Raw genomic sequence first — 22290 nt, 5'->3', positions numbered from 1 at the left:
ATGGAAGCGATGAACTACGAACAACCCAAGCAACTGCAAGCCGTGGTACTGGACTGGGCCGGCACCGTGGTCGACTTCGGCTCCTTCGCGCCGACGCAGATCTTCGTCGAGGCCTTCGCCGAGTTCGGCGTGCAGGTCAGCCTGGAAGAAGCCCGCGGCCCCATGGGCATGGGCAAGTGGGACCACATCCGCACCCTGTGCGACATCCCGGCCATCGCCGAGCGCTACCAGGCCAAGTTCGGCCGCACGCCCACCGACGACGACGTCACTGCCATCTACGAACGCTTCATGCCGCTGCAGATCGAGAAGATCGCCGAGCACTCGGCGCTGATCCCCGGCGCCCTCGACGCCATCGCCCAACTGCGCGAACAGGGCCTGAAGATCGGCTCCTGCTCCGGCTACCCGGCGGTGGTGATGGAAAAGGTGGTCAAGCTGGCCGCCAGCAACGGCTACGTCGCCGACCACGTGGTGGCCACCGACGAAGTGCCCAACGGCCGCCCGCACCCGGCCCAGGCCCTGGCCAACGTGATCGCCCTGGGCATCGACGACGTGGCCGCCTGCGTGAAGGTCGACGACACCTGGCCGGGCATCCTCGAAGGCCGCCGCGCCGGCATGTGGACCGTGGCGCTGACCTGCTCGGGCAACGCCCTGGGCCTGACCTACGAGCAGTACAAGGCGCTGCCGCAGGACAAGCTGGAACAGGAGCGCCGGCGGATCGGGCAGATGTTCGAAGGCTCGCGCCCGCATTACCTGATCGACACCATTGCGGAGCTGCCGGCGGTGGTGGCCGATATCAACGCCCGCCTGGCGCGGGGGGAGATGCCGCAGAGCTTCTGAGGTTTTCCGGCATGAGAGAAAGGCCCGCCTCGGCGGGTCTTTTTCGTTGCTGGGTGGGGGCTTTTCGTAGGAGCGAGGGGGACGCCTAGTCCTTGCTCGCGAACGGTGCTCACCGGCGGTTATGGCGTATTGGGTTGGCCCCGCAACCCTCTCCCCAGCCCTCGGCTGCGCGCCCCGCCCTGAAGGGAGAGGGGGCTAGTCCGTGCCGAGAGAGGATTTGATGCCAGCCGGCAACTCCAGAGTTGCCGGCTGACTCTGGAAAACCCAACCGCTCCGAACGGTCCCCTCTCCCTTCAGGGAGAGGGTTAGGGAGAGGGCGCTCTCAACCCCAGCACCTGCAGTCCCCAGCCAACTCTGCTCGCGAGCAAGGACTAGGCGTCCCCCTCGCTCCTACGAAAGCCCCCTCAATTCACCACATTGCGCACAAAACGCAGCAACCCATCCCCCAGGTTCCGATAGGAAAACCGCTGGTTGCTCTTGAACACATGGAACCCCCCGCAAGCCACCTCCCAACGCTGGTCACCGATCTCCAGCGTCAGCTGACCCTCGATGACGTAAACCATGTCATACCACCCCTCGGCATCGGGCTCTGCGTCGTAGCTGTCCCCCGGCGCCAGAGACCAGTGCCACAGCTCGGCCTGGCCCCGGGCCGGGGTGCTGGCCAGCAGGGTGCCGCGGCTCTCTGCCTGGCGGCCGACCCAGGCCACCACGTCGACGCGTGAGAGGTCGCCGGTCTGCGGGGCGCGCACCAGGTCGGCGAAGGTCACCGAGAGGGCCGCGGCGATGCGGTCGAGGGTGGCCAGGCTGACGTTGGTGTCGCCGCCTTCGATGCCGACCAGCATGCGCCGGCTGACGCCGCTGGCCTTGGCCAGGGCGTCCTGGCTCAGGCCCGCGGCGCGGCGCAGGGTCTTGACGTTGTCGGCGACGTGGACGAGCACGCTGGGGCGTTCGTTGGTGTTGGGCAATATATTGCTCATTCGACCGATTTTGCGCATTATGTTGCGCATAAGCATACGCCAGGTCCCTGGCTGCATTTCAACCTTTTCGGTCTGCCTCCATGCCGCGTTCCCGTTTCGCCACGCTGTTCTTCCCGGTCGCCGTGCTGCTCGTCTCCATGGCCTCGATCCAGGGCGGGGCGGCCCTGGCCAAGAGCCTGTTCCCGGTGCTCGGCGCCCAGGGCGTGACGGCCATGCGCCTGCTGTTCGCGGCGATCATCCTGCTCGCCGTGCTGCGCCCCTGGCGCAAGCCCGTCGCGCGCAGTTCCTGGGGGCCGCTGCTGGCCTACGGCATTACCCTGGGCGGCATGAACCTGATGTTCTACATGGCCCTGCGCACGATCCCGCTGGGCGTCGGCGTGGCCCTGGAGTTCACCGGGCCGCTGGCGGTGGCGCTGTATTTCTCGCGCAAGCCCATCGACTTCCTGTGGATCGCCATCGCCGTGTGCGGCCTCTGGCTGCTGCTGCCCATCGGCGAGCTCGGCCATGGCGTCGACCCGCTGGGCGCCGCGCTGGCCCTGGGCGCGGGCGCCTGCTGGGCGATGTACATCCTGTTCGGCCAGCGCGCCGGCAACGACCACGGCACCCAGACGGCGGCCATGGGCGTGACCATCGCGGCGATATGCATCTTCCCCGTGGGCCTGGTGCATTCCGGCGCCGCGCTGTTCGACCTGCAGCTGATCCCGGCGCTGCTGGGCGTGGCGGTGCTCTCCAGCGCCTTGCCCTACACCCTGGAGATGATCGCCCTGACACGCCTGCCGGCGCGCACCTTCGGCACCCTGATGAGCATCGAGCCGGCTTTCGCCGCGCTGTCCGGCCTGGTGTTCCTCGGCGAGCAGCTGACCGTGCTGCAGTGGCTGGCCATCGCCGCGATCATGCTCGCCTCGGTGGGCACCACCCTGACCAGCCAGCCGAAGCAGCCCGCCGCGAGCGTGGTGGCGGCGGACTGATCAGCCGCCGAGGGTGGTCGCCAGCCGTTCCTGGATGAAGTCCAGGAAGCACTGGATGCGCAGGGCCAGCTGCGAGTTGCGGTAGTACACCGCGTTGATCGGCTGGCGCGTCTCGCGCACCAGTTCCGGCAGCACCTTGACCAGGCGCCCGGCGGCGATGTCGTGGCAGGTCATGAAACCCGCCAGGCAGACGATGCCCTGGCCGGCCAGGGCCAGCTGGCGCAGCGTCTCGCCGCTGGAGGCGGAAAGGTTGGGGGTGATCGCCAGGCTTTCCCCGCCGGCATGGGGCAGCGGCCAGACGTTCAGGCTTTCCGGCTGGGTGAAGCCGAGCAGGCTGTGCCGGGCCAGGTCTTCCACGCTTTGCGGCGCGCCGTGCTTTTCCAGGTAGGCCGGGCTGGCCAGCAGGTTCAGCCGGCTGCTGCCCAGGGGCCGGGCGTGCAGCGTCGAATCGCTGAGGGTGCCGATGCGGATGGCGACGTCGGTGCTCTGTTCCAGCAGGTCGATGTTCAGGTCGTTGGTGTTCAGCTGCAGCTCGATGTCCGGGTACTGCGCGCGGAAGGCGTCGATGTGCGGCACCACGGCGTGCAGCATGAAGGGCGAGGCGGCGTTGATCCGCAGACGCCCGGCCGGCCGTTGTTGGCGCAGCGCCAGGCGTTCTTCCAGCTCGTCCATCTGCGCCAGGATGTGCCGCGCGCTATCGAGGAAGAACTGGCCTTCCTCGGTGAGCTTCATGCGCCGCGTGGTGCGGTTGAGCAGGGTGGTGCCGAGTTTGTCCTCCAGGCGCGCCAGGGTGCGGCTGACGGCCGAGGCGGTGAGGCCCAGTTGCTCGGCGGCGGCGGTGATGGAGCCGCTGTCGATGACGGTGGTGAAGGTGCGGAGTTCGTCGGATTGGACTTTCATCGGGGGCCCTGGAGGCAGCTTTTCGTAGGAGCGAGCTTGCTCGCGAATGGTACTTTCCGGTGGGCGTGGTGCGTTGGGTTGACTCCTTTCCCTCTCCCCAGCCCTCTCCCTGAAGGGAGAGGGGGCTAGATCGTGCCGAGAGAGGATTTGATGTCGGCCGGCAACTCCAGAGCTGCCGGCTGACTCTGGAAAACCCAACCGCTCCGAACGGTCCCCTCTCCCTTCAGGGAGAGGGTTAGGGAGAGGGCGTTCTTCAGGCCAAGCACCGAGAATGCCGGCGAAGCCCCGTTCGCGAGCAAGCTCGCTCCTACAAGTAAAGCCGCCACTCAAAACGTCCCCGGATAAGCCCCACCATCCAGCAACAGATTCTGCCCGGTGAGATACCCCGCATGGGCACTGCAAACAAAGGCACAGAACGCCCCGAACTCCTCCGGTGTTCCAAAGCGCCCGGCAGGGATCGCCTGCAGCCACTGCTCGACCTTGCCCTGGTCGTCGCCCAGGCCCTTGCGCAGGCGGTCGGTGTCGAAGGAGCCGGGCAGCAGCGCGTTGAGCGTGACGTTGCGCGAGGCCAGGCGGCTCTGGCGGGCCAGGCCGGCGACGAAACCGGTGAGGCCGCTGCGCGCGCCGTTGGACAGGCCGAGGATGTCGATCGGCGCCTTCACCGCCGAGGAGGTGATGTTCACCACCCGGCCGAAGCCGCGCTCGGCCATGCCGTCCACCGTGGCCTTGATCAGCTCGATGGGGGTGAGCATATTCAGCTCCAGGGCGCTCAGCCATTGCTCGCGGCCCCAGTCGCGGAAGTCGCCGGGCGGCGGGCCGCCGGCGTTGTTGATCAGGATGTCCACCTGCGGGCAGGCCGCCAGCAGGGCCGCGCGGACCTCCGCCTGGCCCACGTCGCCGGGCACGCAGCGCACCTCGATGCCCGGCGCGTGCCGGCGCAGTTCCGCGGCGGTGGCTTCCAGCGCCTCGGCGCCGCGGGCGTTGATCACCAGGTTCACGCCTTCGCCGGCCAGCGCCTTGGCGCAGCCCTTGCCCAGGCCCTTGCTGGCGGCGCAGACCAGCGCCCAGCGTCCAGCTATTCCGAGATCCATGGCGTTCTCCTGTTCATGGCGAAAGTGGCGGCCACGACATTTACCCGCGCCGTGGCCGCAGCGCAAGCCGCCGGCTTCAGTCCCAGGCCGGAGCCAGGCTGGCCGGGCTGGTGATACGCTCGTTGCGCTCCAGGGCGGCGATGGCGGCCATGTCCGCGTCGCTCAGGCGCAGCTCGCGGGCGGCGAGGTTGCTCGCCAGGTTGGCGCGCTTGGTGGAGGAGGGGATCACCGCGTAGCCTAGCTGCATGGCCCAGGCCAGCACCACCTGCGCCGGGGTGGCGCCGTGGCGCTGGGCGATCTCGCCGATCACCGCGTCGCCCAGCACCTTGCCGTAGCCCAGCGTCATGTAGGAAGTGATGCGGATGCCGTGGCGTTCGGCGAACCCGGCGACCTTGCGGTTCTGCAGGTAGGGGTGCAGCTCCACCTGGTTGGTGGCGATCTCGCCGGCGCCGACCACGTCGATGGCCTGCTGCATCAGCGCCAGGGTGAAGTTGGACACGCCGATCTCGCGGGCCAGGCCACGCGCCTTGGCCTCGGCCAGGGCCGCCATGTATTCGGCGACCGGCACCGCGCCGCCCGGCGAGGGCCAGTGGATCAGGCAGAGGTCGACGTAGTCGGTCTTCAGCTTGTCCAGGCTCTCTTCCAGGCTGGGGATCAGCCGGTCGCGGGAGAGGTTCTCGGTCCACACCTTGGTGGTCAGGTACAGCTCGCCGCGCGGCACGCCGCTGGCCGCCACGGCCTGGCCGACCTCGGCCTCGTTGCCGTAGATCTGCGCGGTGTCGATGGCGCGGTAGCCCAGCTCCAGGGCGGTGGATACCGAGTCGATGACCACCTGGTCCTTGAGGCGGAAGGTGCCGAGGCCGAGGGCGGGAATGCTCATGGGAATCTCCTGTGGGGGATGGGTTGCACTGGAGCTTAGTATCCGGGGATGCACTGCTGAGAAAAACGCAGGTAGCGGCAAAGGATATTTGCCGTGAAGTCACGAATTGCAGGAGCGGGCCCTGCCCGCGATTTCGCGCGCAGGGCGCGCTCCTACAGGGGAATCGCGCCGGTGATTCCGGCTATCGCACGGTTTTTCGTAGGAGCGAGCTTGCTCGCGAACTGCATGGCACCGCGTTTATTCGCGAGCAAGCTCGCTCCTACGAAGAGCGCGCAAAAGAAAAGCCCCGCCAAGGCGGGGCTTTTCCATTCAGCGCGAGGCTCAGTTGCCAGCGGCAGCTGCTGCGGCCTGCTCGGTCAGCGTCTCGGTGTGGTCGCCGTGGTTCTTGCTGAACTGCGGGGCCAGGGAGCCGATGATCATGCCGAAGGCGCTGCAGATCAGGCCCACCAGTTGCGGCGGCCAGAAGTCGCCTTCCTGGTGGCCCATCTCCAGCGAGATCCAGCCGATCAGCCCGCAGGCGATGGCGGTCAGGGCGCCCTGGGTGGTAGCGCGCTTCCAGAACAGGCCGAAGAACAGCGGCACCACGGCGGCGACCAGGGTCACCTTGTACGCGTTGCCGACCATCTCGTAGATGCTGGCGTTGGAGTAGAAGGCGAACAGGCAGGTGGCGATGGTCATGGCCAGCACGCTGGCGCGCATCAGCTTCAGCGCCTGGTGGTCGTTCAGGTGCGGCAGCATGGGCTTGAGGATGTTCTCGGTGAGGGTCACCGACGGGGCCAGCAGGGCGCCGGAGGCCGAGGACATGATCGCCGAGAGCAGGGCGCCGAAGAACATGATCTGGGCGAACATCGGGGTGCGCTCCATGATCAGGTGCGGCAGGATCTGCTGGGCGTCCTCGTTCAGCCAGTGCTTGACCATCTGCGGGTCGATCATCGACGCGGCGTAGGTCAGGAAGATCGGCAGCATGCAGAACACCAGGTAGCAGGCGGCGCCGGTCATGGTGGCGCGCGAGGCGATCTTCTCGGTCTTGGCCGACATCACCCGGGCGTACACGTCCTGCTGCGGGATGGAGCCGAACATCATGGTCACCGCCGCGCCGAGGAAGGCGACTATGTCCTTGGCCGAGGTGCCCTGCAGGAAGTGGAACTTGCCTTCGGCCGCGGCGTGGCTTATCACCACCTGCGGGCCGCCGGCCATGTCGCCGATCAGCCAGACCAGGTAGCACAGGCCGCAGACGATGATGATCATCTGCAGGAAGTCGGTCAGGGCCACGGACCACATGCCGCCGAACAGGGTGTGCAGCAGCACGATCACGGTGCCGATGAGCATGCCCTGGGTGGTGGTGATGGCGCCGTCGGAAAGCACGCTGAAGCACACGCCGAGCGCGGTCAGCTGGGCGGCTACCCAGCCCATGTAGGAGATGATGATCACCAGGCTGGTGAAGATTTCCACGTGCTGGCCGAAGCGCTTGCGGAAGAAGTCACCGATGGTCATCAGGTTCAGGCGGTACAGCGGGCGGGCGAAGACCAGGCCCACCAGCATCAGGCAGCCGAAGGAGCCGAAGGGGTCTTCGATGATCCCGGCGAAGCCTTCCTGGAGGAAGGTGGCGGGAATGCCCAGAACGGCCTCGGAGCCGAACCAGGTGGCGAACACCATGGTCACGACCAGGGGGAAGGACATGCTGCGGCCGGCCGCTGCGTAGTCCGAGGAGTTGTGCACGCGGGTCGCGGCGTAGAAGCCGACGATGACCGTAATCAGCAGGTAGATCCCGACAAACCAGATCAGCATTTGTTCGTTCTTTCCATTGGCTGGCCAGGTGCGCTTGGCGGGTAGGGGAGGCGCAGACTGGCGGTTTTTGTTTTTGGACTTGGCGGCCCCGGCGGGTGCCGGGCCGGTCGGCAGGAGGGACTGCCGGCCGGAACGCAACGGGCGAGCAGTCTGCCAAAGACGTAAAATATGTCAAACAATTACAGAGCGATTGAATGAAAAAAATGACAGGCGAGCAGACTTGATTCGTCCAACTGTTTGATTTAGCGCGGTTGGACTGCGCCGGTAGTCAGAAATATTTGACAGTTGGTGTTCGATAAGAACAACGCGTGGTCCGCTCCGGGCTGACCTGCAAGGCGTTTCGTGACCGCACGTCCGCGCCGGCCGGGCAAGGGCAGGGGGCCGGAACGGGCGCCGCGCATTGACGCGGAGCCGCCGCCAGCCAGTAGAATCGCGCCTTTTCGCCCAAGGACGCCCCATGAGCCTCTACCAGCCCGGCATTCTCGCCACCCCGGTTCCCGCCCAGGCCCGCCACCTGTTCTTCGACCTGCAGGCCGCGGAACACCTGCCGGCCGCCCTCGACCGCCTGCTGCAGCTGGCCGACGGAGCGAGCGCGGTGGTCGGCTTCGGCGAATCGCTGGTGCGCGTGCTGGGCCGCCAGGTCGAGGGGCTGCGCGAGTTCCCGGCGCTGTCCGGCGCCGGCGTCGACAACCCGTCCACTCAGCACGCCCTGTGGGTGTGGCTGCGCGGCGAGGACCGTGGCGACCTGCTGTTGCGCACCCATGCGCTGGAGCGCGAACTGGCGCCGGCGTTGACGCTGGTGGAGCAGGTCGAGGCCTTCCGCCACGGCGCCGGCCTGGACCTGACCGGCTACGAGGACGGCACCGAGAACCCGCAGGATGAAGACGCGGTGGATGCGGCGGTCGTCGCTGGCACCGGCGCCGGCCTGGACGGCGGCAGCTTCGCCGCCATCCAGCAGTGGCGCCACCAGCTGCAGGCCTTCGCCGCGCTGCCCCTGGCCGAGCAGGACGACATCATCGGCCGGCGCAAGCGCGACAACGAGGAACTGGACGAGGCGCCCGAGTCCGCCCACGTCAAGCGCACCGCCCAGGAGAGCTTCGAGCCCGAGGCCTTCGTGGTGCGCCGCTCGATGCCCTGGACCGCGGGCGCCGAGGCCGGCCTGATGTTCCTGGCCTTCGGCCGCAGCCTGGACGCCTTCGAGGCGCAGTTGCGGCGCATGAGCGGCCTGGACGACGGCATAGTCGACGCCCTGTACCGCTTCAGCCGCCCGCTCAGCGGCGGCTACTACTGGTGCCCGCCGCGCCGCGACGGCCTGCTCGACCTGGGCGCGCTGCTCGGCTGACGCGGGGCGGGCGCTCTCAGCGGCTGAGGTGAATGCGCATCTGCGTATAGCCGTTGACGAAGCGCCCGGTGCTGCCGAAGGCCGCATAGCGGAAGGCCCGGTGCATGGCGGTGAGGCCGCTGCAATGCAGGTTGCGCAGCTTGCGGTAGGCGGTCTGGTAGTGGTGAAGGAAGTTCTGCACGAAGGACGTCTCCCTGTTCGCGGTTGGGCGATCCCTGCATCGAGCGGTATCGACAGTATGGTTGGGCCTGGGAAATCTGCCGCTTTCCTGGCCTGTCGCTGACAGACCGCTGAAGATCGTCACCGTTCCCGAGCGGGCCGAAATGAAATGGTCCATGTCTGTCAGGCAATGCCTACGCTTGACGGCCGCCCCCGGCTTCGCCTAAGTTGGCCGGCATGACCCGCACAACCCTGAACTTCGGCCGAATCATTATTACCGCCATTACGCAATTGGCGGGTTAGCCGACGTCCACCGAACCCGCCTTGGAGGCGGGTTTTTTCTGACTGTCTCCCGGGCCCCGTGAAAAAGCCCAGCAGGAGACAGGCCCAATGAGCCCCCACCGCGTCACCCAGGCCATCGAACAGGCGGATCGGCTGATCAACGCCCGGCAGTTCGAGCCCCTCATGGATTTCCACACCGACGACGCCTGCGGCGCCGACCTGCTCGACAAGCTGCCGGCCGGCGGCCGAACCCGGGAGGCGCGCGTATGAGCCAGGACGCGCTGCTCAAGGAATACGTGCGCAAGATCCTCGCCGCGCCGGTCTACGACGTGGCCATCGAAACCCCGCTGCAACCGGCCCGCCAGCTCTCCGAGCGCCTGGGCTGCCAGGTGCTGCTCAAGCGCGAGGACCTGCAGCCGGTGTTCTCCTTCAAGATCCGCGGCGCCTACAACAAGCTGGCGCAGTTGAGCACGGCAGAGCGCTCGCGCGGGGTGATCGCCGCCTCCGCCGGCAACCACGCCCAGGGCCTGGCGCTGGCGGCGAAGGAACTGGGCGTGAGCGCGACCATCGTCATGCCGCGCACCACGCCGGAGCTGAAGGTGCAGGGCGTGCTCTCCCGCGGCGGCAAGGTGCTGCTGCACGGCGACGCCTTCCCCGAGGCCCTGGCCCACGCCCTGCAACTGGCCGAGGCCCACGGCTACACCTTCGTGCCGCCCTACGACGACCCGGACGTGATCGCAGGGCAAGGCACCGTGGCCATGGAAGTCCTCCGCCAGCACCCCGGGCGCCTGGACGCCATCTTCGTGCCGGTGGGCGGCGGCAGCCTGGTCGCCGGCATCGCCGCCTACGTGAAATACCTGCGCCCGGAAGTGAAGGTCATCGGCGTCGAGCCGGACGATTCCAACTGCCTGCAGGCCGCCCTGGCCGCCGGCGAGCGCGTGGTGCTGCCACAGGTGGGCCTGTTCGCCGACGGCGTGGCGGTGGCGCAGATAGGCGCGCACAATTTCGAGGTGTGCCGCCATTACGTGGACGAGGTGATCACCGTCAGCAGCGACGAAATCTGCGCGGCGATCAAGGACATCTACGACGACACCCGCTCCATCACCGAGCCCGCCGGGGCCCTGGCCGTGGCCGGGATCAAGAAGTACGTCGAGCGCGACGACGCGGCGGGGCAGACCCTGGTGGCCATCGATTCGGGCGCCAACATCAACTTCGACCGCCTGCGCCACGTCGCCGAGCGCGCCGAACTGGGCGAGAAGCGCGAGGCCATCCTGGCGGTGACCATCCCCGAGCGCCCGGGCAGCTTCAAGGCCTTCTGCGAGGCGGTGGGCAAGCGCCAGATCACCGAGTTCAACTACCGCTACGACCGCAGCGAGGAAGCGCAGATCTTCGTCGGCATCCAGACCCACCCGCAGAACGACCCGCGCCCGGCGCTGGTGGAGCAACTGCGCGAGCGGGGCTTCCCGGTGCTGGACCTGACCGACAACGAGGCCGCCAAGCTGCACATCCGCCACATGGTCGGCGGCCGCGCGCCGCAGGTGGAGCAGGAGCGGCTGTTCCGCTTCGAATTCCCCGAGCGGCCGGGGGCGCTGTTCAACTTCCTCGAACGTCTCGGCGGGCGCTGGAACATCAGCCTGTTCCACTACCGCAACCACGGCGCCGCCGACGGCCGTGTGCTGGCCGGCCTGCAGGTGCCCGAGCACGAGCGCGGCGAACTGGGCGCGGTGCTCGACGCCATCGGCTACCGCTACTGGGACGAGAGCGAGAACCCGGCGTACCGGCTGTTCATCGGCTAGGGCAGGGCAGTGGACTGGCGAACTTCGCCGCGATTGGCTATTGGGCCCGCCCCGGGGTCGGCGTAGCTTGGGGCAACCGCCCTTCAACCCGCTGGGCCCCTGGCCCGAGGAGCCGTCCGATGTCCCTTCGCAATCTGCTGTTCGCCGGCCTGGTGCTGGCGCTGCCCGCACTGGCCCACGGGGCCGAGCACGAGAAGATCGCCACCCTGCAGGAACACGCGCTGCCCGACGCCCCCGGCAAGAAGGGCCTGCTGATCGAGGTCAGCTACAAGCCTGGCGAGGCCTCGGCGCCCCACGTCCACGCCGGCGCGGTGTTCGCCTACGTGCTGGAAGGCGCGGTGGTGTCGCAACTGCAGGGCCAGCCGCCGGTGACCTACAAGGCCGGCCAGTCCTGGTACGAGGCGGCCAACACGCCGCACCTGGTCTCGCGCAACGCCAGCGCGACGCAGCCGGCCAAGCTGCTGGTGTGGATGCTGCTGGACGAAAAGGCCCCGGTGCTGACGCCGCTGAAGCAGTGAGATTGCCGCCGCCGGCCATTTCTGCTGGGATGCCCTGATCGACCGACAAACGAGGGAACCCGCCATGGCCAGCTACCAGGAACTCTTCGCCATCGGCGAAGGCTTCGACGCCTTCGTCGCCCGCGGCCTGCCGGCGGAAATCGCCGCGGTGCGCGCGGTGCAGCAAAGGCTCGAAGAGCCGGGCCTGATCAGCGCCGCCACCCGCGAACGCCTGGCCGCGGTGCAAGGCCGCTACCACCTGCTGGTGGCCGGCGAGATGTGGTGCCCGGATTGCCAACTCAACGTCACGGCCCTGGACTGGATGTGTCGCCAGCAGCCGCGCATCGGCCTGGCGGTGATCTCCAAGGGGCGTGCCGAGAATGAACTGCAGGAGCGCCTGGGGTTGGAGCGCGTGGCCATTCCGCTGGTGGTAGTGCTGGATGCCGGGTTCGAGGTGGTCGGGCGCTTCATCGAACGGCCGCAGGTGGTGGTGGCGGGGTGGGACGGGGTGAAGCCGGCGTATCGGGCGGGGGATTATCTGGAGAGTACGGTGCTCGATCTGGTGGCGGTGTTTGAGGGGGTGGAGGGGAGGGTGTTTGCTGGTGGGTGAGGTGTTTGGGGTTGATGCTGTTCCCTCTCCCCAGCCCTCGGCTGCGCGCCCCGCCCTGAAGGGAGAGGGGGCCAGTCCGTGCCGAGAGAAGGCCTGGTTTCAGCCGGCAATCTCAGTGCTAGCCGGCTGACTCCAGAACACCAGCGTCTGCCCAACGGTCCCCTCTCCCTTCAGGGAGAGGGTTAGGGAGAGGGGCGGGCTCGAACTCCCGTACCAGAGCCTCCGGTAAGCGTCCTCCGTACCCTATGCATCCGACCAGATCAGCCAAGTGATCCAGGCGATTAAGGGCGACAGCAGCACCAATGCTCCGACCAGTACCACCAGGCCGTCCCAGTAGCTGCTCTTGCCCTGGAAGCGACCGAAGGTGAGGCCCTTGAGGACGAAGAAGCCGACCTTGTAACAGACGACCTCAGACAGCATGTTGAAAAGCTCTTCCACGCCTCGTTTCCTCCCTGGTGCAGTCTGGCTCCGCTTACCCCACCAACCGCTTCTTCAGATAAAACCGCTGATGCCCCGGCGGGCAATCCTCCAGCACACCCATCAGCTCGAACCCCTGCTTCCGATAGAACCCCGGCGCCTGGAAGCTGTAGGTATAAAGGAACACCCCCACACACCCACGACGCCGCGCTTCCTCCTCGGCCAGCGCCAGCAACTGCGCCCCCAACCCCGCACCGCGCTGCCTCGCATCCAGCCACAGATAGTCCACGTACAACCACCCCATCCCCGAATGGCCGAACAACCCGCCCACCACCTGCCCCTGGGCATCACGGGCATACAGCTCGAAACCCTCGTAGCCATACGCCGTACCCATCCGCTCGACGTTATAGGCGCGCAGGCCTTCCTCCACGACGGCCCGGGCCTGGGGATCGGCACCGGGGGTGAACTGGTAGCGGGCTTGCGACATGGCGCCTCCTGGGCGTGGGAAAGCGCCTAGTCTAGAGGGTAAGCGGGGCCTGTGTCCGGTGCCCCGCGCTGGCACCGGCGCGCGCTTTGGTGAAGAATGCGCGCCCGCGCCAGACACCGAGCACCCCATGACCGCCACCCGCGAGCACCGCCCATGAGCACCACCACCGTCGAGCTGCTGCGGACCGGCCCCGAGCACAGCGAGCTGATCCGCAACCTCTACCAGTTCTATGCCTACGAGTCCTCGGACTGGGAGCAGGAAGACGTCGAGGCCGACGGCCGCTTCTACATCCACGAGGAACACCTGGCGCGCTACTGGCAGGCGCCGCAGTGGAGCGCCGAGCTGGTGCTGGTCGACGGCTTCATCGCCGGCTTCGTGCTCATCGAACGCAGCGAGCTGCCGGGCATCGATGCCCTGGAGCTGGCCGACCTGTTCATCCTGAAGAAGTACCGCCGCCAGGGCATCGGCCGCGCTGTGGCGACCCAGGTGCTGACGCGCGGGGAGGGCGCCTGGCTGGTGCGCTTCTACCGCCAGGACGAGGCGGCGCGGGCCTTCTGGCAGGCGGTGCTGGAGGTGCTGCCGCGGCCGGCGCTGTCCGTCGAGCCGGGCGACGACGAGCAACTGCTGAGCTACCTGGTGACGCCGGCCATCCACTGAGCCGCTGCGCGCGCGGGTCATAGGTCTGTCATTTGCGATCATTGAGCCGCGCCGGGGCCGGTCTTATGGTTCCTCTGACCACAGCGTCCGGCGCTGCCGGATGGCCCTGCATTACAAGAACGACGAGACAGAGGAACCGATGATGAGCGAATTGCAACTGCAACCCCGGGCTGCCGCCTCCCTCCAGCACTGGCACCGCATGATCGCGCAGCGTGACTTCAGCGCGTTGCCCGAGCTGCTGGCCGAGGACGTGGTGTTCCGCTCGCCCATGGCGCACACGCCCTACCCGGGCGCGAAGGTGGCGGCGACCATCCTCAACACCGTGCTGCAGGTCTTCGCCGACTTCACCTACCACCGCGAGCTGGCCAGCGCCGACGGCCTGAGCGTGGTGCTGGAGTTCAGCGCCAAGGTCAACGGCCGCGACCTCAAAGGCATCGACATGATCCGCTTCGACGAGCAGGGCCGCATCGTCGAGTTCGAAGTCATGGTGCGCCCCATGAGCGGCCTGCAGGCCCTGGGCGAGGAAATGGGCCGGCGCGTGGGCGCCTACCTGGCGACGGCCAAGGCCTGACCGGAAACCCCATCGGCCCGGCATACGCGCCGGGCCGAACCCCGGGTGCGGCGGCGCCCTGTGCTAGGCTGAGGCGGTTGTCCCCCCAGCCGAGTGAACACGGATGCTCGCTGCACTCAAGCGTTACCCGCGGTCGGTGAACCTGCTGTTCTGCGCCACCTTCGTCCTGACCCTGGGGCGAGCCATCAGCCTGCCGTTCCTGGTCGTCTACCTGTCCTCGGCCTTCGCCCTGCCGATCGCCCGCATCGGCGCCATCGTCGGCGGCGCGCTGATCGCCGGCTCCGTGCTGAGCCTATACGGCGGCTACCTGACCGACCGCCTGTCCAGCCGCGGACTGATCCTGGGATACACGGCGTGCTTCATCGCCGGCTTCGTCGGCATGTGCCTCACCGCCAACCTCTGGCTGTTCTTCGGCTTCCTGGTGGCCTTCAACTTCGCCTATTCGGCGGTGGACGTGGTGGTGAAGGCGAGCTTCGGCCGCCTGCTGCCGGCGCAGGAGCAGGGCCGCGCCTTCTCCATCCGCTACACCTTTATCAACATCGGCTATGCCGTCGGCCCCTTCCTCGGCGCCGGGCTGGCCCACTGGGCGCCGAAGCTGCCGTTCGTGGTCTCCGCACTGCTCGGCGCCGGCTTCCTGCTGCTGTACCTGGGCTACGGCGAGCGCAGCCAGCGCCCGGCCCCAGCGGGGCAGGCGCCGGTGTCCTTCCTGGCCCTGGGCCGCGTGCTGCTGGATGACCGGCGCCTGGTCTGCTTCACCCTCGGCGGCGTGCTCAGCGCGGTGGTGTTCGGCCAGTTCACCGCCTACCTCTCGCAGTACCTGGTCACCACCCGCAGCGCCGAGGTGGCCTACCAGGTCATCAGCACCGTGGTGGCGGTCAACGCCCTGGTGGTGATCGCCCTGCAGTACCCGCTGGGCCGGCGCATCGACGAAAACCGCCTGGAAACCTGGCTGCTGGCCGGGCTGGCGCTGTTCCTGGCCGGGGTGATCGGCTTCGCGCTGTCCACCAGCGTGCTGCACTGGGTGCTGGCGATGGCGGTGTTCACCTTGGGCGAGATCATCGTGTTCCCCGCCGAATACATGTTCATCGACCGCATCGCCCCGCCGCAGCTGCGTGGCATGTATTACGGCGCGCAGAACCTCTGCAACCTCGGCGGCGCCCTGGGGCCGGTGCTCTGCGGCTGGGTGCTGGCGAGCCTGCCGGCGCACTGGATGTTCGTGATGCTGGGCGCCTTCGTCGTCGCCGGCGGGGTGTTCTACCGCCTGGGCGCGGCGCTGCCGGCCGCCCGGCAGGCCTGAATGCCGGAACCGCCGCCTTCCGGGCCCGCCGGCACGGGTTGCCGCTTGCACCACCTTCGCCGCCATTGATAGCCTTCGCGGCCTAAAGAAGAACACAGGCCCCGGGTATGGTGATCAGGGTTGTCGAAGCGCAGGAAGTCGATCAGCAGCGGATAGCCATTCCGGGTTGGGAGCAGCAGTACACGCAGATGTCCGCCGGGCGCTTCGCCGGGCGCATCCTGCATGCCGAGGTCGAGGGCATCGAGCTCTACGAGGAGCAGATGAACCTGCGCGTGGAGCAGGAGTTCCATGCGCCGCCCGGCGCGCTGGTGTTCAGCTTCGACATGTCGGAGAACACCCTCTACCTGCTCGATGGCGAGACGCGCAACGCCTGGGTCACGCCGGAGAACTACCGCGAGGTGGCGGTGGTGATCAAGCAGGCGGGGCAGTGGGGCCAGGCGCTGGACGACTTCGCCGACCTGGTGCTGACGCCCCTGCGCTCCGACGGCTGCCGCTCGCTGGCGGCTTCGCTGAGCGATCTGCTCGTCGGCGCAGGCGCCGGGCGGTACCCGGTGGAGGCCCCCGGCGTGGCGCAGGCCATCGTCGCCAATTGCTTCTCCCTGCTCTGCGAGGCGCCGGCCGGCGACGAGCAGCGTTCGCGCTCCATCGTCCAGGCCAAGCGCGTGGTGCAGCGGGTCAAGGACGTGGTGAACGATTGCCCCGAAGAGAACTTCGCGATGGCCGAGCTGGCGGCGAAGGCGGGCGTTTCGCCGCGCACCCTGCAGCAATCCTTCCTGCGTTACGCCGGCATGCCGCCCATCGTCTGGCTGCGCAACCGCCGCCTGAACGCCGCCCGCCGCGACCTGCTGGGCGCCGCCGAGTCGGGCATGACCGTCGCCGAGGTGGCGATGAAGTGGTCGTTCTGGCACCTGGGGCGCTTCTCCCAGTCCTACCATGCGCTGTTCGGTGAGTATCCCAAGGCTACTGTCAGGCAGGGTGCCCGGCCTTAGCGCCGTTACCTTCGGCCAGCGGCGGATAACCGCGAACGGTTATCCGCCCTACGGTGTTCGCCGGAAAGGCGGGGTGCGAGGATGGCGCCGGACTACCAGCGCACTCAGGACAGCTCCCTCTCCCTTCAGGGAGAGGGTTGGGGAGAGGGGCTCTTGTGCCCAGCACCTGCGCCGCCGGCAACACCGTTCGCGAGCAAGCTCGCTCCTACGAAGAGCTCTTCGCGCCACGCAAAGGAATGATGGGTATCGCTTCGCTCAACCCATCCTACGGGTGTTGTGTTTGCCGGAGGGTGTACGGCTTCTCGTAGGAGCGAGCTTGCTCGCGAATGAGCCCCGCAGCGGAGTCTGTTCGCGAGCAAGCTCGCTCCTACGAAGAGCATTTCGGCGCGAGCCTCAGCCCAGCTTCTCGCGTATCCGGTACCAGGCCATGCCCAGGGCCAGCAGTGGCGAGCGCAGCAGCTTGCCGCCGGGGAAGGTCAGGTGCGGCACCGCGCTGAACAGGTCCAGGCCCTGGCTGTGGCCGCTGTGGATGGCCTCAGCCAGCAGCTTCGCCGACCAGTGCGTGACGTTCAGCCCGTGGCCGGAATAGCCCTGGGCGAAGAACACGTTCGGCTGCGCCTTGAGCCGCCCCACCTGGGGGAAGCGGTTGGCGGTGATGCCGATCATGCCGCCCCACTGGTAGTCCAGCCTTACGTCCGCCAGTTGCGGGAACACCTTGAGCACCTTCGGCCGCATGTAGGCGCCGATGTCCTTCGGGTCGCGCCCGGAATAGTGGCAGGCGCCGCCGAACAGCAGGCGGCGGTCGGCCGTCAGGCGGTAGTAGTCCAGCCCCACCTTCTGGTCGCACAGCGCCATGTTCTGCGGGATCAGCTGCGCCGCCAGCGCCTCGGGCAGCGGCTCGCTGGCCACCACGTAGCTGCCGGCGGGCAGCACCTTGCCGGTCAGCCGCGGTTCCAGTTCTTCCAGGTGCGCGTTGCAGCCGAGCACCAGGTTGTCGGCCAGCACCCGGCCCCGCGCGCAGTGCACCACCACCTGGCGGCCGTGCTCGATGCGCAGGGCGGGGCTGCGCTCGAACACCCTGGCGCCCAGGGCGGCCGCCGCGCGGGCCTCAGCGCGCACCAGGTCGAGCGGGTGCAGGTGCCCCGAGCCCATGTCCACCAGGCCGCCGGCGTACTGGTCGCTGGCCACCACCTCGCGGATGCGCTCCGGCGCCACCAGACGCGTTTCGTGCGGGTAGCCCTGGGTGCTCAGCTGGGCGTGCTCCTCCACCAGGCCGGCATACTGCGCCGGGGTGTTGGCCAGCTCGCAGAAGCCCCAGCGCAGGTCGCATTCGATGGCCAGGTCGCGGATGCGCTGCGCCACCAGCTCCACCGACTCGGTGCCGGCCCGCTCCAGGTAGCGCACGCCTTCCTCGCCGACGTACTTGGCGAAGCCGCTGACGTCGTGGCCGATGCCGCGGATCAGCTGGCCGCCGTTGCGCCCGCTGGCGCCCCAGCCGATGCAGCGGGCCTCCAGCAGCACCACGCTGAGGCCGCGCTGGGCCAGCTCCAGCGCGGTGTTGACGCCGGTGAGCCCGCCGCCGACGACGCAGACGTCCGCGCGAACCTCGCCCTCCAGCGCAGGGTAGGGCTGTTTGTCCCGGGCGCTGGCGGCGTAGTAGGACGCGACCTGCTCGTCGGTGTGGCTCATGGCTCGCTCTCGCTTCATTGGTTGAACTTGATCTTGCTCCAGCTGCGGGTCATCAGGCGCATGATCTTGGGCGGCGGCGCCTTGGCGATGTACAGCTTGTCCAGCACCTGCTGGCTCGGGTAGACCTCGGGGTCGTTCTGCATCTGGGCGGGCAGCAGCGTCTTGGCGTCGGCGTTGGCGCTGGGGTAGCCGACGTACTCGCTGATGCCGGCGATCACCTGCGGATCGAGAACGTAGTTGATGAAGGCCAGGGCCTGCTCGGGGTGCGTCGCGTCCGAGGGAATGGCCATCAGGTCGAACCACAGGTTCGCGCCTTCCTTGGGAATGGCGTAGGCGATCTCGATGCCGTTCTTCGCTTCCCGGGCCCGCGCGGCGGCCTGGAACACGTCGCCGGAGTAGCCGAAGGCCACGCAGATGTTGCCGTTGGCCAGGTCCGAGATGTACTTCGAGGAATGGAAGTAGGTGACGTAGGGGCGCACCGCCACCAGCTTGGCCTCGGCCTTCGGGTAGTCCGCCGGGTTGGTGCTGTTGGGGTCCAGGCCCAGGTAGTTGAGCACCGAGGGGATCATCTCGTCGGGCGAGTCCATGAAGGCCACCCCGCAGGCGCTGAGCTTCTTGATGTTCTCCGGCTCGAACAGCACCGCCCAGGAATCGATGTGGTCCACGCCCAGCACCTGCTTGACCTTCGCCACGTTGTAGCCGATGCCGTTGGTGCCCCACAGGTAGGGCACCGAGTGCTTGTTGCCCGGGTCGTTCTGCTCCAGCAGCTTGAGCAGCCGCGGGTCCAGGTGCTTCCAGTTCGGCAGCTTGCTGCGGTCCAGCTCCAGGAACACCCCGGCCTGCACCTGGCGGGTGAGGAAGTGGTTGGAGGGCACCACCACGTCGTAGCCGGTGCGGCCGGCCAGCAGCTTGCCTTCCAGGGTCTCGTTGGAATCGAAGACGTCGTAGACCGGCTTGATGCCGGTGGCCTTCTGGAAGCCGCCGAGGGTGTCCGGGGCGATGTAGTCGGTCCAGTTGTAGACGCTGACGGTCGGTTCGGCGTGGGCGCCCGCGGCCAGCGTGGCCAGGGCGAAGGGCGCAAGGTAGCGCAGCAGTCTCATGACGACTCCTGAATTGTTGTTGTGGTTGAGGCGAAAAGGGCGGATCAGACGCTCAGCAGCAGGAACTCGCGCTCCCAGGAACTGATCACCCGCTTGTAGTTCTCGTGCTCGGTGCGCTTCACCGCGACGTAGCCCTGCACGAACTTGCGGCCCAGGTATTCGCCGAGCACCTCGCACTCTTCCATCTGCGCCAGGGCGTCCTCGATGGTGATCGGCAGGCGCAGGTTGCGGCGCTCGTAGGCGCGGCCCTGTACCGGGGCGCTGGGGTTCAGTTGCTCGATCATGCCCAGGTAGCCGCACAGCAGGCTGGCGGCCAGCGCCAGGTAGGGGTTGGCGTCGGCGCCGGGCAGGCGGTTCTCCACGCGCATGGCCGCGGGCGGGGCGGCCGGCACGCGCAGGCCCACGGTGCGGTTCTCTTCGCCCCACTCGACGTTCACCGGCGCGGAGGTGTCCGGCAGGAAGCGGCGGAAGGAGTTCACGTTCGGCGCGAACATCGGCAGCACTTTCGGGATGTACTTCTGCAGGCCGCCGATGAAGTGCAGGAACAGCTCGCTCATGGAGCCGTCCTCGTTGGCGAAGACGTTTTTGCCGGTGGCGATGTCCAGCACGCTCTGGTGGATGTGCATGGCGCTGCCCGGCTCGTCGGTGATCGGCTTGGCCATGAAGGTGGCGCTCACGTCGTGCTTGAGCGCGGCCTCGCGCATGGTGCGCTTGAACACGGTGATCTGGTCGGCCAGGCTCAGCGCGTCGCCGTGGCGGAAGTTGATCTCCATCTGCGCCGGGCCGTCCTCGTGGATCAGCGTGTCCAGGTCCAGGCCCTGCAGTTCGCACCAGTCGTAGACGTCTTCGAACAGCGGGTCGAACTCGTTGGCGGCATCGATGGAGAAGCTCTGCCGGCCGCTCTCGGCGCGGCCCGAGCGGCCCACCGGGGCTTCCAGGGGGAAGTCCGGGTCGCTGCTGCGCTTGGTCAGGTAGAACTCCATCTCCGGCGCCACCACCGGGCTCCAGCCCTTGTCGGCGTACAGCTTCAGCACGCGCTTGAGCACGTTGCGCGGCGACAGCTCGATGGGGTTGCCGTATTTGTCGAAGGTGTCGTGGATGACCATCGCGGTCGGCTCCAGCGCCCAGGGCACCAGGAAGATGGCGTCCGGGTCGGGCTTGCAGACCATGTCGATGTCGGCTTCGTCCAGCAGTTCGTAATAGACGTCGTCATCGACGAAATCGCCGGTGACGGTCTGCAGCAGCACACTTTCCGGGAGCCGCATGCCCCCTTCGCCGAGGAACTTGTTGGTGGGGGAAATCTTGCCGCGGGCGATGCCGGTCAGGTCGCTGACCACGCATTCGACTTCGGTGATTTTCTGTTGCTTCAGCCGTTGCTCCAGTTGCTCGGCGGGGGTGCTCATACAAGCCTCGGATGGTTCATGGGTTCTGGGTGGGGGCGCCGGCAGCGTGGCGCTGCCTGGCCGCGGGGCTAGTTTCGTCCGCCGGGCGGGGGCGTTCTATCCACTTTCCGCACGCTTGAGGCCGCGGGCGGCGCAGGGCGGGGGACTTGTGGCGATTCTTCGGGCGGAATCAGGGGAAGTTTCCGTCGCGGCAACTGCCTTGAGCCCTTACAAGGCGCATCCGTAGATTCCGTCTGCCACGGTTCGTCCGTGGCGGGGCGTAGGAACCCCGGAACGACAACAGAGCACGGCGGCGCCATAGCCGCAGGGAAAGGCAGCTTCTTGTGTCTGACTCCCTGCGTTTCCATGGCGGGCCGTGCGAGGAGGCTTCGGCCTGCCGGTTTCTCTGTTGTCCGGTATTCCTACCCTGGCACGGTCCGCCTCTCCCTTCCAGGAGGCGGCTCCCTTATCCCATAGAGGAGCAAGATGGAACATGCACTGCCTTGTCGTTCAGTCCAAGCAACACCCCCGCAGCACCCTCCAGGAGGTCCGTCATGGCTGACCTCGTTCCCCTCATCCCCCTAAGCCCGGCCACCGAGCCCCACGACGACGTGCTGTACGTCAACCCCAACGCCCCCGCCGACCACCTCCACGAAGCCGCCGTCCGCCGCCTGAGCGCGCTGGAAGACCTGCTGCACATGCTGGAGGACAGCGCCGACGAAATGCCCCTGACCCACCTCCAGGCCCGCATGGCTGCCGCGCTTGCGCCGCTGGCGGCGGAAGCGCGGCAGCTGTACGAGCTGGCGCAGGTCAAGCGAGGGTAATGCCCCGGCCCCGGGCGCGCCGGGGCCATGACGGGGCGGCGCTGGCGGCGTACCGTTCGACCGCCGGCAGCGTCGTCCTCCCCGTGATTTGATCGTGGTCAAACTTCCGTTCGCCCCGCGGCGTACAAGTGACCCGGCGGTTCCTTCCCACGCCGGCGCCACGCCAGGAGGTTTCCATGCCCACCACCCAGCCTTCACAGCCCACCACCGAAGCCCCCGACGAGCATTGGGTCGAGGCCCTGCCCGACGGCAGCCATGTTCTGATCCGGCCGTTGCGCGCGGAAGACCGCCAGCGCGAGGCGGACTTCATCGCCCGGCTGTCGCCGGAGGCGCGGCATTTCCGCTTCCTGTGCAGCATGCGCGAGGTCAGCCCGGCACTGCTCGACCAGTTGATGACGGTGGACTTCCACGACAGCGCCGCCTACATCGCCCTGGTGCACCAGGACGGCGAGCTGGTGGAAGTGGGCGTCAGCCGCTACGCCCGCGGCGCCGACACCGGCCATTGCGAGTGCGCGGTGACGGTGGCCGATGACTGGCGGCACCGCGGCCTGGGGGTGGCCCTCATGCGCCATCTGATCGAAACCGCCCGGCGCAACGGCATGACGCAGATGTATTCGATCGATTCGGCGGCCAACGCGCCGATGCACGAGCTGGTGCGCTTCCTCGGCTTCAGCAGCCACCAGGACCCCGAAGACCCCACGCAGACCATCCATACCCTGCAGCTGCAACCGGCGACCTGAAGCGGGGGAG

General features: G+C 67.8%; 24 protein-coding genes. 13 read left to right on the top strand and 11 right to left on the bottom strand.

Features of this window, described 5'->3' with window-relative positions; translation table 11 throughout:
- The first annotated feature begins 9 nt into the window (after positions 1 to 9).
- Positions 10 to 837 carry a phosphonoacetaldehyde hydrolase gene (gene phnX, locus M8R19_RS01750; RefSeq protein WP_009622432.1) on the top strand — a complete coding sequence of 276 codons (828 nt, stop codon included), beginning with the start codon at positions 10 to 12 and terminating at the stop codon, positions 835 to 837.
- A gap of 404 nt (positions 838 to 1241) precedes the next feature.
- Here the strand turns inward: phnX and M8R19_RS01745 are convergent, their stop codons facing one another.
- Entirely contained in the window at positions 1242 to 1844 is a 603-nt protein-coding gene (locus tag M8R19_RS01745; RefSeq protein WP_249916839.1) for a helix-turn-helix domain-containing protein, read from the bottom strand.
- 50 nt (positions 1845 to 1894) lie between these two features.
- Here M8R19_RS01745 and rhtA point away from each other — a divergent pair, with 50 nt between their 5' ends.
- Positions 1895 to 2782 (top strand): threonine/homoserine exporter RhtA, encoded by an 888-nt coding sequence (gene rhtA / locus M8R19_RS01740; protein ID WP_043271732.1) that lies wholly within the window; start codon positions 1895 to 1897, stop codon positions 2780 to 2782.
- On the opposite strand, the gene M8R19_RS01735 is transcribed toward rhtA, so the two are convergent.
- The 4 genes from M8R19_RS01735 to M8R19_RS01720 all read right to left on the bottom strand — a co-directional run bounded on the left by M8R19_RS01735 (position 2783) and on the right by M8R19_RS01720 (position 7441).
- The gene (locus M8R19_RS01735) at positions 2783 to 3682 is read right to left on the bottom strand and encodes a LysR family transcriptional regulator (protein WP_116423333.1); all 900 of its coding nucleotides are present in this window, start codon (positions 3680 to 3682) and stop codon (positions 2783 to 2785) included.
- A 326-nt stretch (positions 3683 to 4008) separates the two neighbouring features.
- On the bottom strand, positions 4009 to 4773 hold the full coding sequence (locus M8R19_RS01730) for an SDR family oxidoreductase (RefSeq protein WP_249916838.1): 765 nt from the start codon (positions 4771 to 4773) through the stop codon (positions 4009 to 4011).
- A gap of 76 nt (positions 4774 to 4849) precedes the next feature.
- Positions 4850 to 5653 (bottom strand): 2,5-didehydrogluconate reductase DkgB, encoded by an 804-nt coding sequence (gene dkgB / locus M8R19_RS01725; protein WP_249916837.1) that lies wholly within the window; start codon positions 5651 to 5653, stop codon positions 4850 to 4852.
- A gap of 321 nt (positions 5654 to 5974) precedes the next feature.
- On the bottom strand, positions 5975 to 7441 hold the full coding sequence (locus M8R19_RS01720) for a high affinity choline transporter 1 (protein WP_249916836.1): 1467 nt from the start codon (positions 7439 to 7441) through the stop codon (positions 5975 to 5977).
- Positions 7442 to 7898: 457 nt separating this feature from the next.
- On the opposite strand from M8R19_RS01720, the gene M8R19_RS01715 reads away from it, so the two are divergent.
- Positions 7899 to 8783 carry a Dyp-type peroxidase gene (locus tag M8R19_RS01715; RefSeq protein WP_249916835.1) on the top strand — a complete coding sequence of 295 codons (885 nt, stop codon included), beginning with the start codon at positions 7899 to 7901 and terminating at the stop codon, positions 8781 to 8783.
- Between the two features lie 16 nt (positions 8784 to 8799).
- On the opposite strand, the gene M8R19_RS01710 is transcribed toward M8R19_RS01715, so the two are convergent.
- The gene (locus tag M8R19_RS01710) at positions 8800 to 8964 is read right to left on the bottom strand and encodes a hypothetical protein (RefSeq protein WP_167543644.1); all 165 of its coding nucleotides are present in this window, start codon (positions 8962 to 8964) and stop codon (positions 8800 to 8802) included.
- 368 nt (positions 8965 to 9332) lie between these two features.
- Between M8R19_RS01710 and M8R19_RS01705 the strand changes: the two genes are divergently transcribed.
- From M8R19_RS01705 to M8R19_RS01690, 4 genes are all read left to right on the top strand, one after another.
- Positions 9333 to 9494 (top strand): hypothetical protein, encoded by a 162-nt coding sequence (locus M8R19_RS01705; protein WP_159458822.1) that lies wholly within the window; start codon positions 9333 to 9335, stop codon positions 9492 to 9494.
- Between the two features lie 11 nt (positions 9495 to 9505).
- A complete protein-coding gene (gene ilvA, locus M8R19_RS01700) occupies positions 9506 to 11020 on the top strand; it encodes a threonine ammonia-lyase, biosynthetic (RefSeq protein WP_249920119.1) in 1515 nt (504 codons plus the stop codon).
- Between the two features lie 119 nt (positions 11021 to 11139).
- Entirely contained in the window at positions 11140 to 11538 is a 399-nt protein-coding gene (locus M8R19_RS01695; protein WP_009622411.1) for a cupin domain-containing protein, read from the top strand.
- Positions 11539 to 11602: 64 nt separating this feature from the next.
- Positions 11603 to 12127: a thioredoxin family protein gene (locus M8R19_RS01690; protein ID WP_249916834.1), complete on the top strand. Its 525-nt coding sequence runs from the start codon at positions 11603 to 11605 to the stop codon at positions 12125 to 12127.
- Positions 12128 to 12370: 243 nt separating this feature from the next.
- On the opposite strand, the gene M8R19_RS01685 is transcribed toward M8R19_RS01690, so the two are convergent.
- Together M8R19_RS01685 and M8R19_RS01680 are read right to left on the bottom strand one after the other, a co-directional pair.
- Positions 12371 to 12547, bottom strand: a complete 177-nt coding sequence (locus M8R19_RS01685; RefSeq protein WP_249916833.1) for a hypothetical protein — start codon at positions 12545 to 12547, stop codon at positions 12371 to 12373.
- 52 nt (positions 12548 to 12599) lie between these two features.
- Positions 12600 to 13031: a GNAT family N-acetyltransferase gene (locus tag M8R19_RS01680; RefSeq protein ID WP_249916832.1), complete on the bottom strand. Its 432-nt coding sequence runs from the start codon at positions 13029 to 13031 to the stop codon at positions 12600 to 12602.
- Between the two features lie 96 nt (positions 13032 to 13127).
- Here M8R19_RS01680 and M8R19_RS01675 point away from each other — a divergent pair, with 96 nt between their 5' ends.
- The 4 genes from M8R19_RS01675 (at position 13128) to M8R19_RS01660 (ending at position 16545) form a co-directional block, all read left to right on the top strand.
- Positions 13128 to 13688 (top strand): GNAT family N-acetyltransferase, encoded by a 561-nt coding sequence (locus tag M8R19_RS01675; protein WP_502942777.1) that lies wholly within the window; start codon positions 13128 to 13130, stop codon positions 13686 to 13688.
- Between the two features lie 142 nt (positions 13689 to 13830).
- Entirely contained in the window at positions 13831 to 14259 is a 429-nt protein-coding gene (locus M8R19_RS01670) for a nuclear transport factor 2 family protein (RefSeq protein WP_249916830.1), read from the top strand.
- Positions 14260 to 14362: 103 nt separating this feature from the next.
- Complete coding sequence (locus M8R19_RS01665; protein ID WP_249916829.1) at positions 14363 to 15556, top strand: MFS transporter; 1194 nt, start codon at positions 14363 to 14365, stop codon at positions 15554 to 15556.
- A 107-nt stretch (positions 15557 to 15663) separates the two neighbouring features.
- Positions 15664 to 16545, top strand: coding sequence for a helix-turn-helix domain-containing protein (locus M8R19_RS01660; protein ID WP_249916828.1), 882 nt, complete (start codon positions 15664 to 15666; stop codon positions 16543 to 16545).
- Positions 16546 to 16938: 393 nt separating this feature from the next.
- On the opposite strand, the gene M8R19_RS01655 is transcribed toward M8R19_RS01660, so the two are convergent.
- Genes M8R19_RS01655 through M8R19_RS01645 form a run of 3 tightly spaced genes read right to left on the bottom strand, consistent with a single transcriptional unit; the run spans position 16939 to position 20737 of the window.
- Positions 16939 to 18234 (bottom strand): NAD(P)/FAD-dependent oxidoreductase, encoded by a 1296-nt coding sequence (locus M8R19_RS01655; protein ID WP_074978639.1) that lies wholly within the window; start codon positions 18232 to 18234, stop codon positions 16939 to 16941.
- A 14-nt stretch (positions 18235 to 18248) separates the two neighbouring features.
- Positions 18249 to 19334, bottom strand: a complete 1086-nt coding sequence (locus M8R19_RS01650; protein ID WP_249916827.1) for a polyamine ABC transporter substrate-binding protein — start codon at positions 19332 to 19334, stop codon at positions 18249 to 18251.
- Positions 19335 to 19378: 44 nt separating this feature from the next.
- Positions 19379 to 20737 (bottom strand): glutamine synthetase family protein, encoded by a 1359-nt coding sequence (locus tag M8R19_RS01645; RefSeq protein ID WP_116423346.1) that lies wholly within the window; start codon positions 20735 to 20737, stop codon positions 19379 to 19381.
- 533 nt (positions 20738 to 21270) lie between these two features.
- Here M8R19_RS01645 and M8R19_RS01640 point away from each other — a divergent pair.
- A complete protein-coding gene (locus M8R19_RS01640) occupies positions 21271 to 21540 on the top strand; it encodes a hypothetical protein (RefSeq protein WP_051879039.1) in 270 nt (89 codons plus the stop codon).
- A 176-nt stretch (positions 21541 to 21716) separates the two neighbouring features.
- Positions 21717 to 22280 (top strand): GNAT family N-acetyltransferase, encoded by a 564-nt coding sequence (locus M8R19_RS01635; protein WP_249916826.1) that lies wholly within the window; start codon positions 21717 to 21719, stop codon positions 22278 to 22280.
- The last annotated feature ends 10 nt before the right edge of the window (positions 22281 to 22290 follow it).

The organism is Pseudomonas sp. R3.Fl (assembly GCF_023516765.1).
In the GTDB taxonomy this organism is placed as follows: Bacteria; Pseudomonadota; Gammaproteobacteria; order Pseudomonadales; family Pseudomonadaceae; genus Pseudomonas; species Pseudomonas citronellolis.
The sequence above is the reverse complement of the archived record's forward strand: the minus strand, read 5'-3'. Positions and strand labels throughout refer to the sequence as shown.

What these genes read in the sequence shown, in the direction of transcription:
- M8R19_RS01695 (WP_009622411.1), top strand. Translation starts at nt 11,140, where the DNA reads ATGTCCCTTCGCAATCTGCTGTTCGCCGGCCTGGTGCTGGCGCTGCCC.
- M8R19_RS01745 (WP_249916839.1), bottom strand. Translation starts at nt 1,844, where the DNA reads ATGCGCAACATAATGCGCAAAATCGGTCGAATGAGCAATATATTGCCC.
- M8R19_RS01635 (WP_249916826.1), top strand. Translation starts at nt 21,717, where the DNA reads ATGCCCACCACCCAGCCTTCACAGCCCACCACCGAAGCCCCCGACGAG.
- M8R19_RS01715 (WP_249916835.1), top strand. Translation starts at nt 7,899, where the DNA reads ATGAGCCTCTACCAGCCCGGCATTCTCGCCACCCCGGTTCCCGCCCAG.
- M8R19_RS01670 (WP_249916830.1), top strand. Translation starts at nt 13,831, where the DNA reads ATGAGCGAATTGCAACTGCAACCCCGGGCTGCCGCCTCCCTCCAGCAC.
- M8R19_RS01645 (WP_116423346.1), bottom strand. Translation starts at nt 20,737, where the DNA reads ATGAGCACCCCCGCCGAGCAACTGGAGCAACGGCTGAAGCAACAGAAA.
- dkgB (WP_249916837.1), bottom strand. Translation starts at nt 5,653, where the DNA reads ATGAGCATTCCCGCCCTCGGCCTCGGCACCTTCCGCCTCAAGGACCAG.
- phnX (WP_009622432.1), top strand. Translation starts at nt 10, where the DNA reads ATGAACTACGAACAACCCAAGCAACTGCAAGCCGTGGTACTGGACTGG.
- M8R19_RS01665 (WP_249916829.1), top strand. Translation starts at nt 14,363, where the DNA reads ATGCTCGCTGCACTCAAGCGTTACCCGCGGTCGGTGAACCTGCTGTTC.
- M8R19_RS01640 (WP_051879039.1), top strand. Translation starts at nt 21,271, where the DNA reads ATGGCTGACCTCGTTCCCCTCATCCCCCTAAGCCCGGCCACCGAGCCC.
- M8R19_RS01685 (WP_249916833.1), bottom strand. Translation starts at nt 12,547, where the DNA reads ATGCTGTCTGAGGTCGTCTGTTACAAGGTCGGCTTCTTCGTCCTCAAG.
- M8R19_RS01655 (WP_074978639.1), bottom strand. Translation starts at nt 18,234, where the DNA reads ATGAGCCACACCGACGAGCAGGTCGCGTCCTACTACGCCGCCAGCGCC.
- M8R19_RS01650 (WP_249916827.1), bottom strand. Translation starts at nt 19,334, where the DNA reads ATGAGACTGCTGCGCTACCTTGCGCCCTTCGCCCTGGCCACGCTGGCC.
- M8R19_RS01730 (WP_249916838.1), bottom strand. Translation starts at nt 4,773, where the DNA reads ATGGATCTCGGAATAGCTGGACGCTGGGCGCTGGTCTGCGCCGCCAGC.
- M8R19_RS01680 (WP_249916832.1), bottom strand. Translation starts at nt 13,031, where the DNA reads ATGTCGCAAGCCCGCTACCAGTTCACCCCCGGTGCCGATCCCCAGGCC.
- M8R19_RS01735 (WP_116423333.1), bottom strand. Translation starts at nt 3,682, where the DNA reads ATGAAAGTCCAATCCGACGAACTCCGCACCTTCACCACCGTCATCGAC.
- M8R19_RS01720 (WP_249916836.1), bottom strand. Translation starts at nt 7,441, where the DNA reads ATGCTGATCTGGTTTGTCGGGATCTACCTGCTGATTACGGTCATCGTC.
- rhtA (WP_043271732.1), top strand. Translation starts at nt 1,895, where the DNA reads ATGCCGCGTTCCCGTTTCGCCACGCTGTTCTTCCCGGTCGCCGTGCTG.
- M8R19_RS01660 (WP_249916828.1), top strand. Translation starts at nt 15,664, where the DNA reads ATGGTGATCAGGGTTGTCGAAGCGCAGGAAGTCGATCAGCAGCGGATA.
- M8R19_RS01690 (WP_249916834.1), top strand. Translation starts at nt 11,603, where the DNA reads ATGGCCAGCTACCAGGAACTCTTCGCCATCGGCGAAGGCTTCGACGCC.
- M8R19_RS01705 (WP_159458822.1), top strand. Translation starts at nt 9,333, where the DNA reads ATGAGCCCCCACCGCGTCACCCAGGCCATCGAACAGGCGGATCGGCTG.
- M8R19_RS01675 (WP_502942777.1), top strand. Translation starts at nt 13,128, where the DNA reads ATGCGCGCCCGCGCCAGACACCGAGCACCCCATGACCGCCACCCGCGA.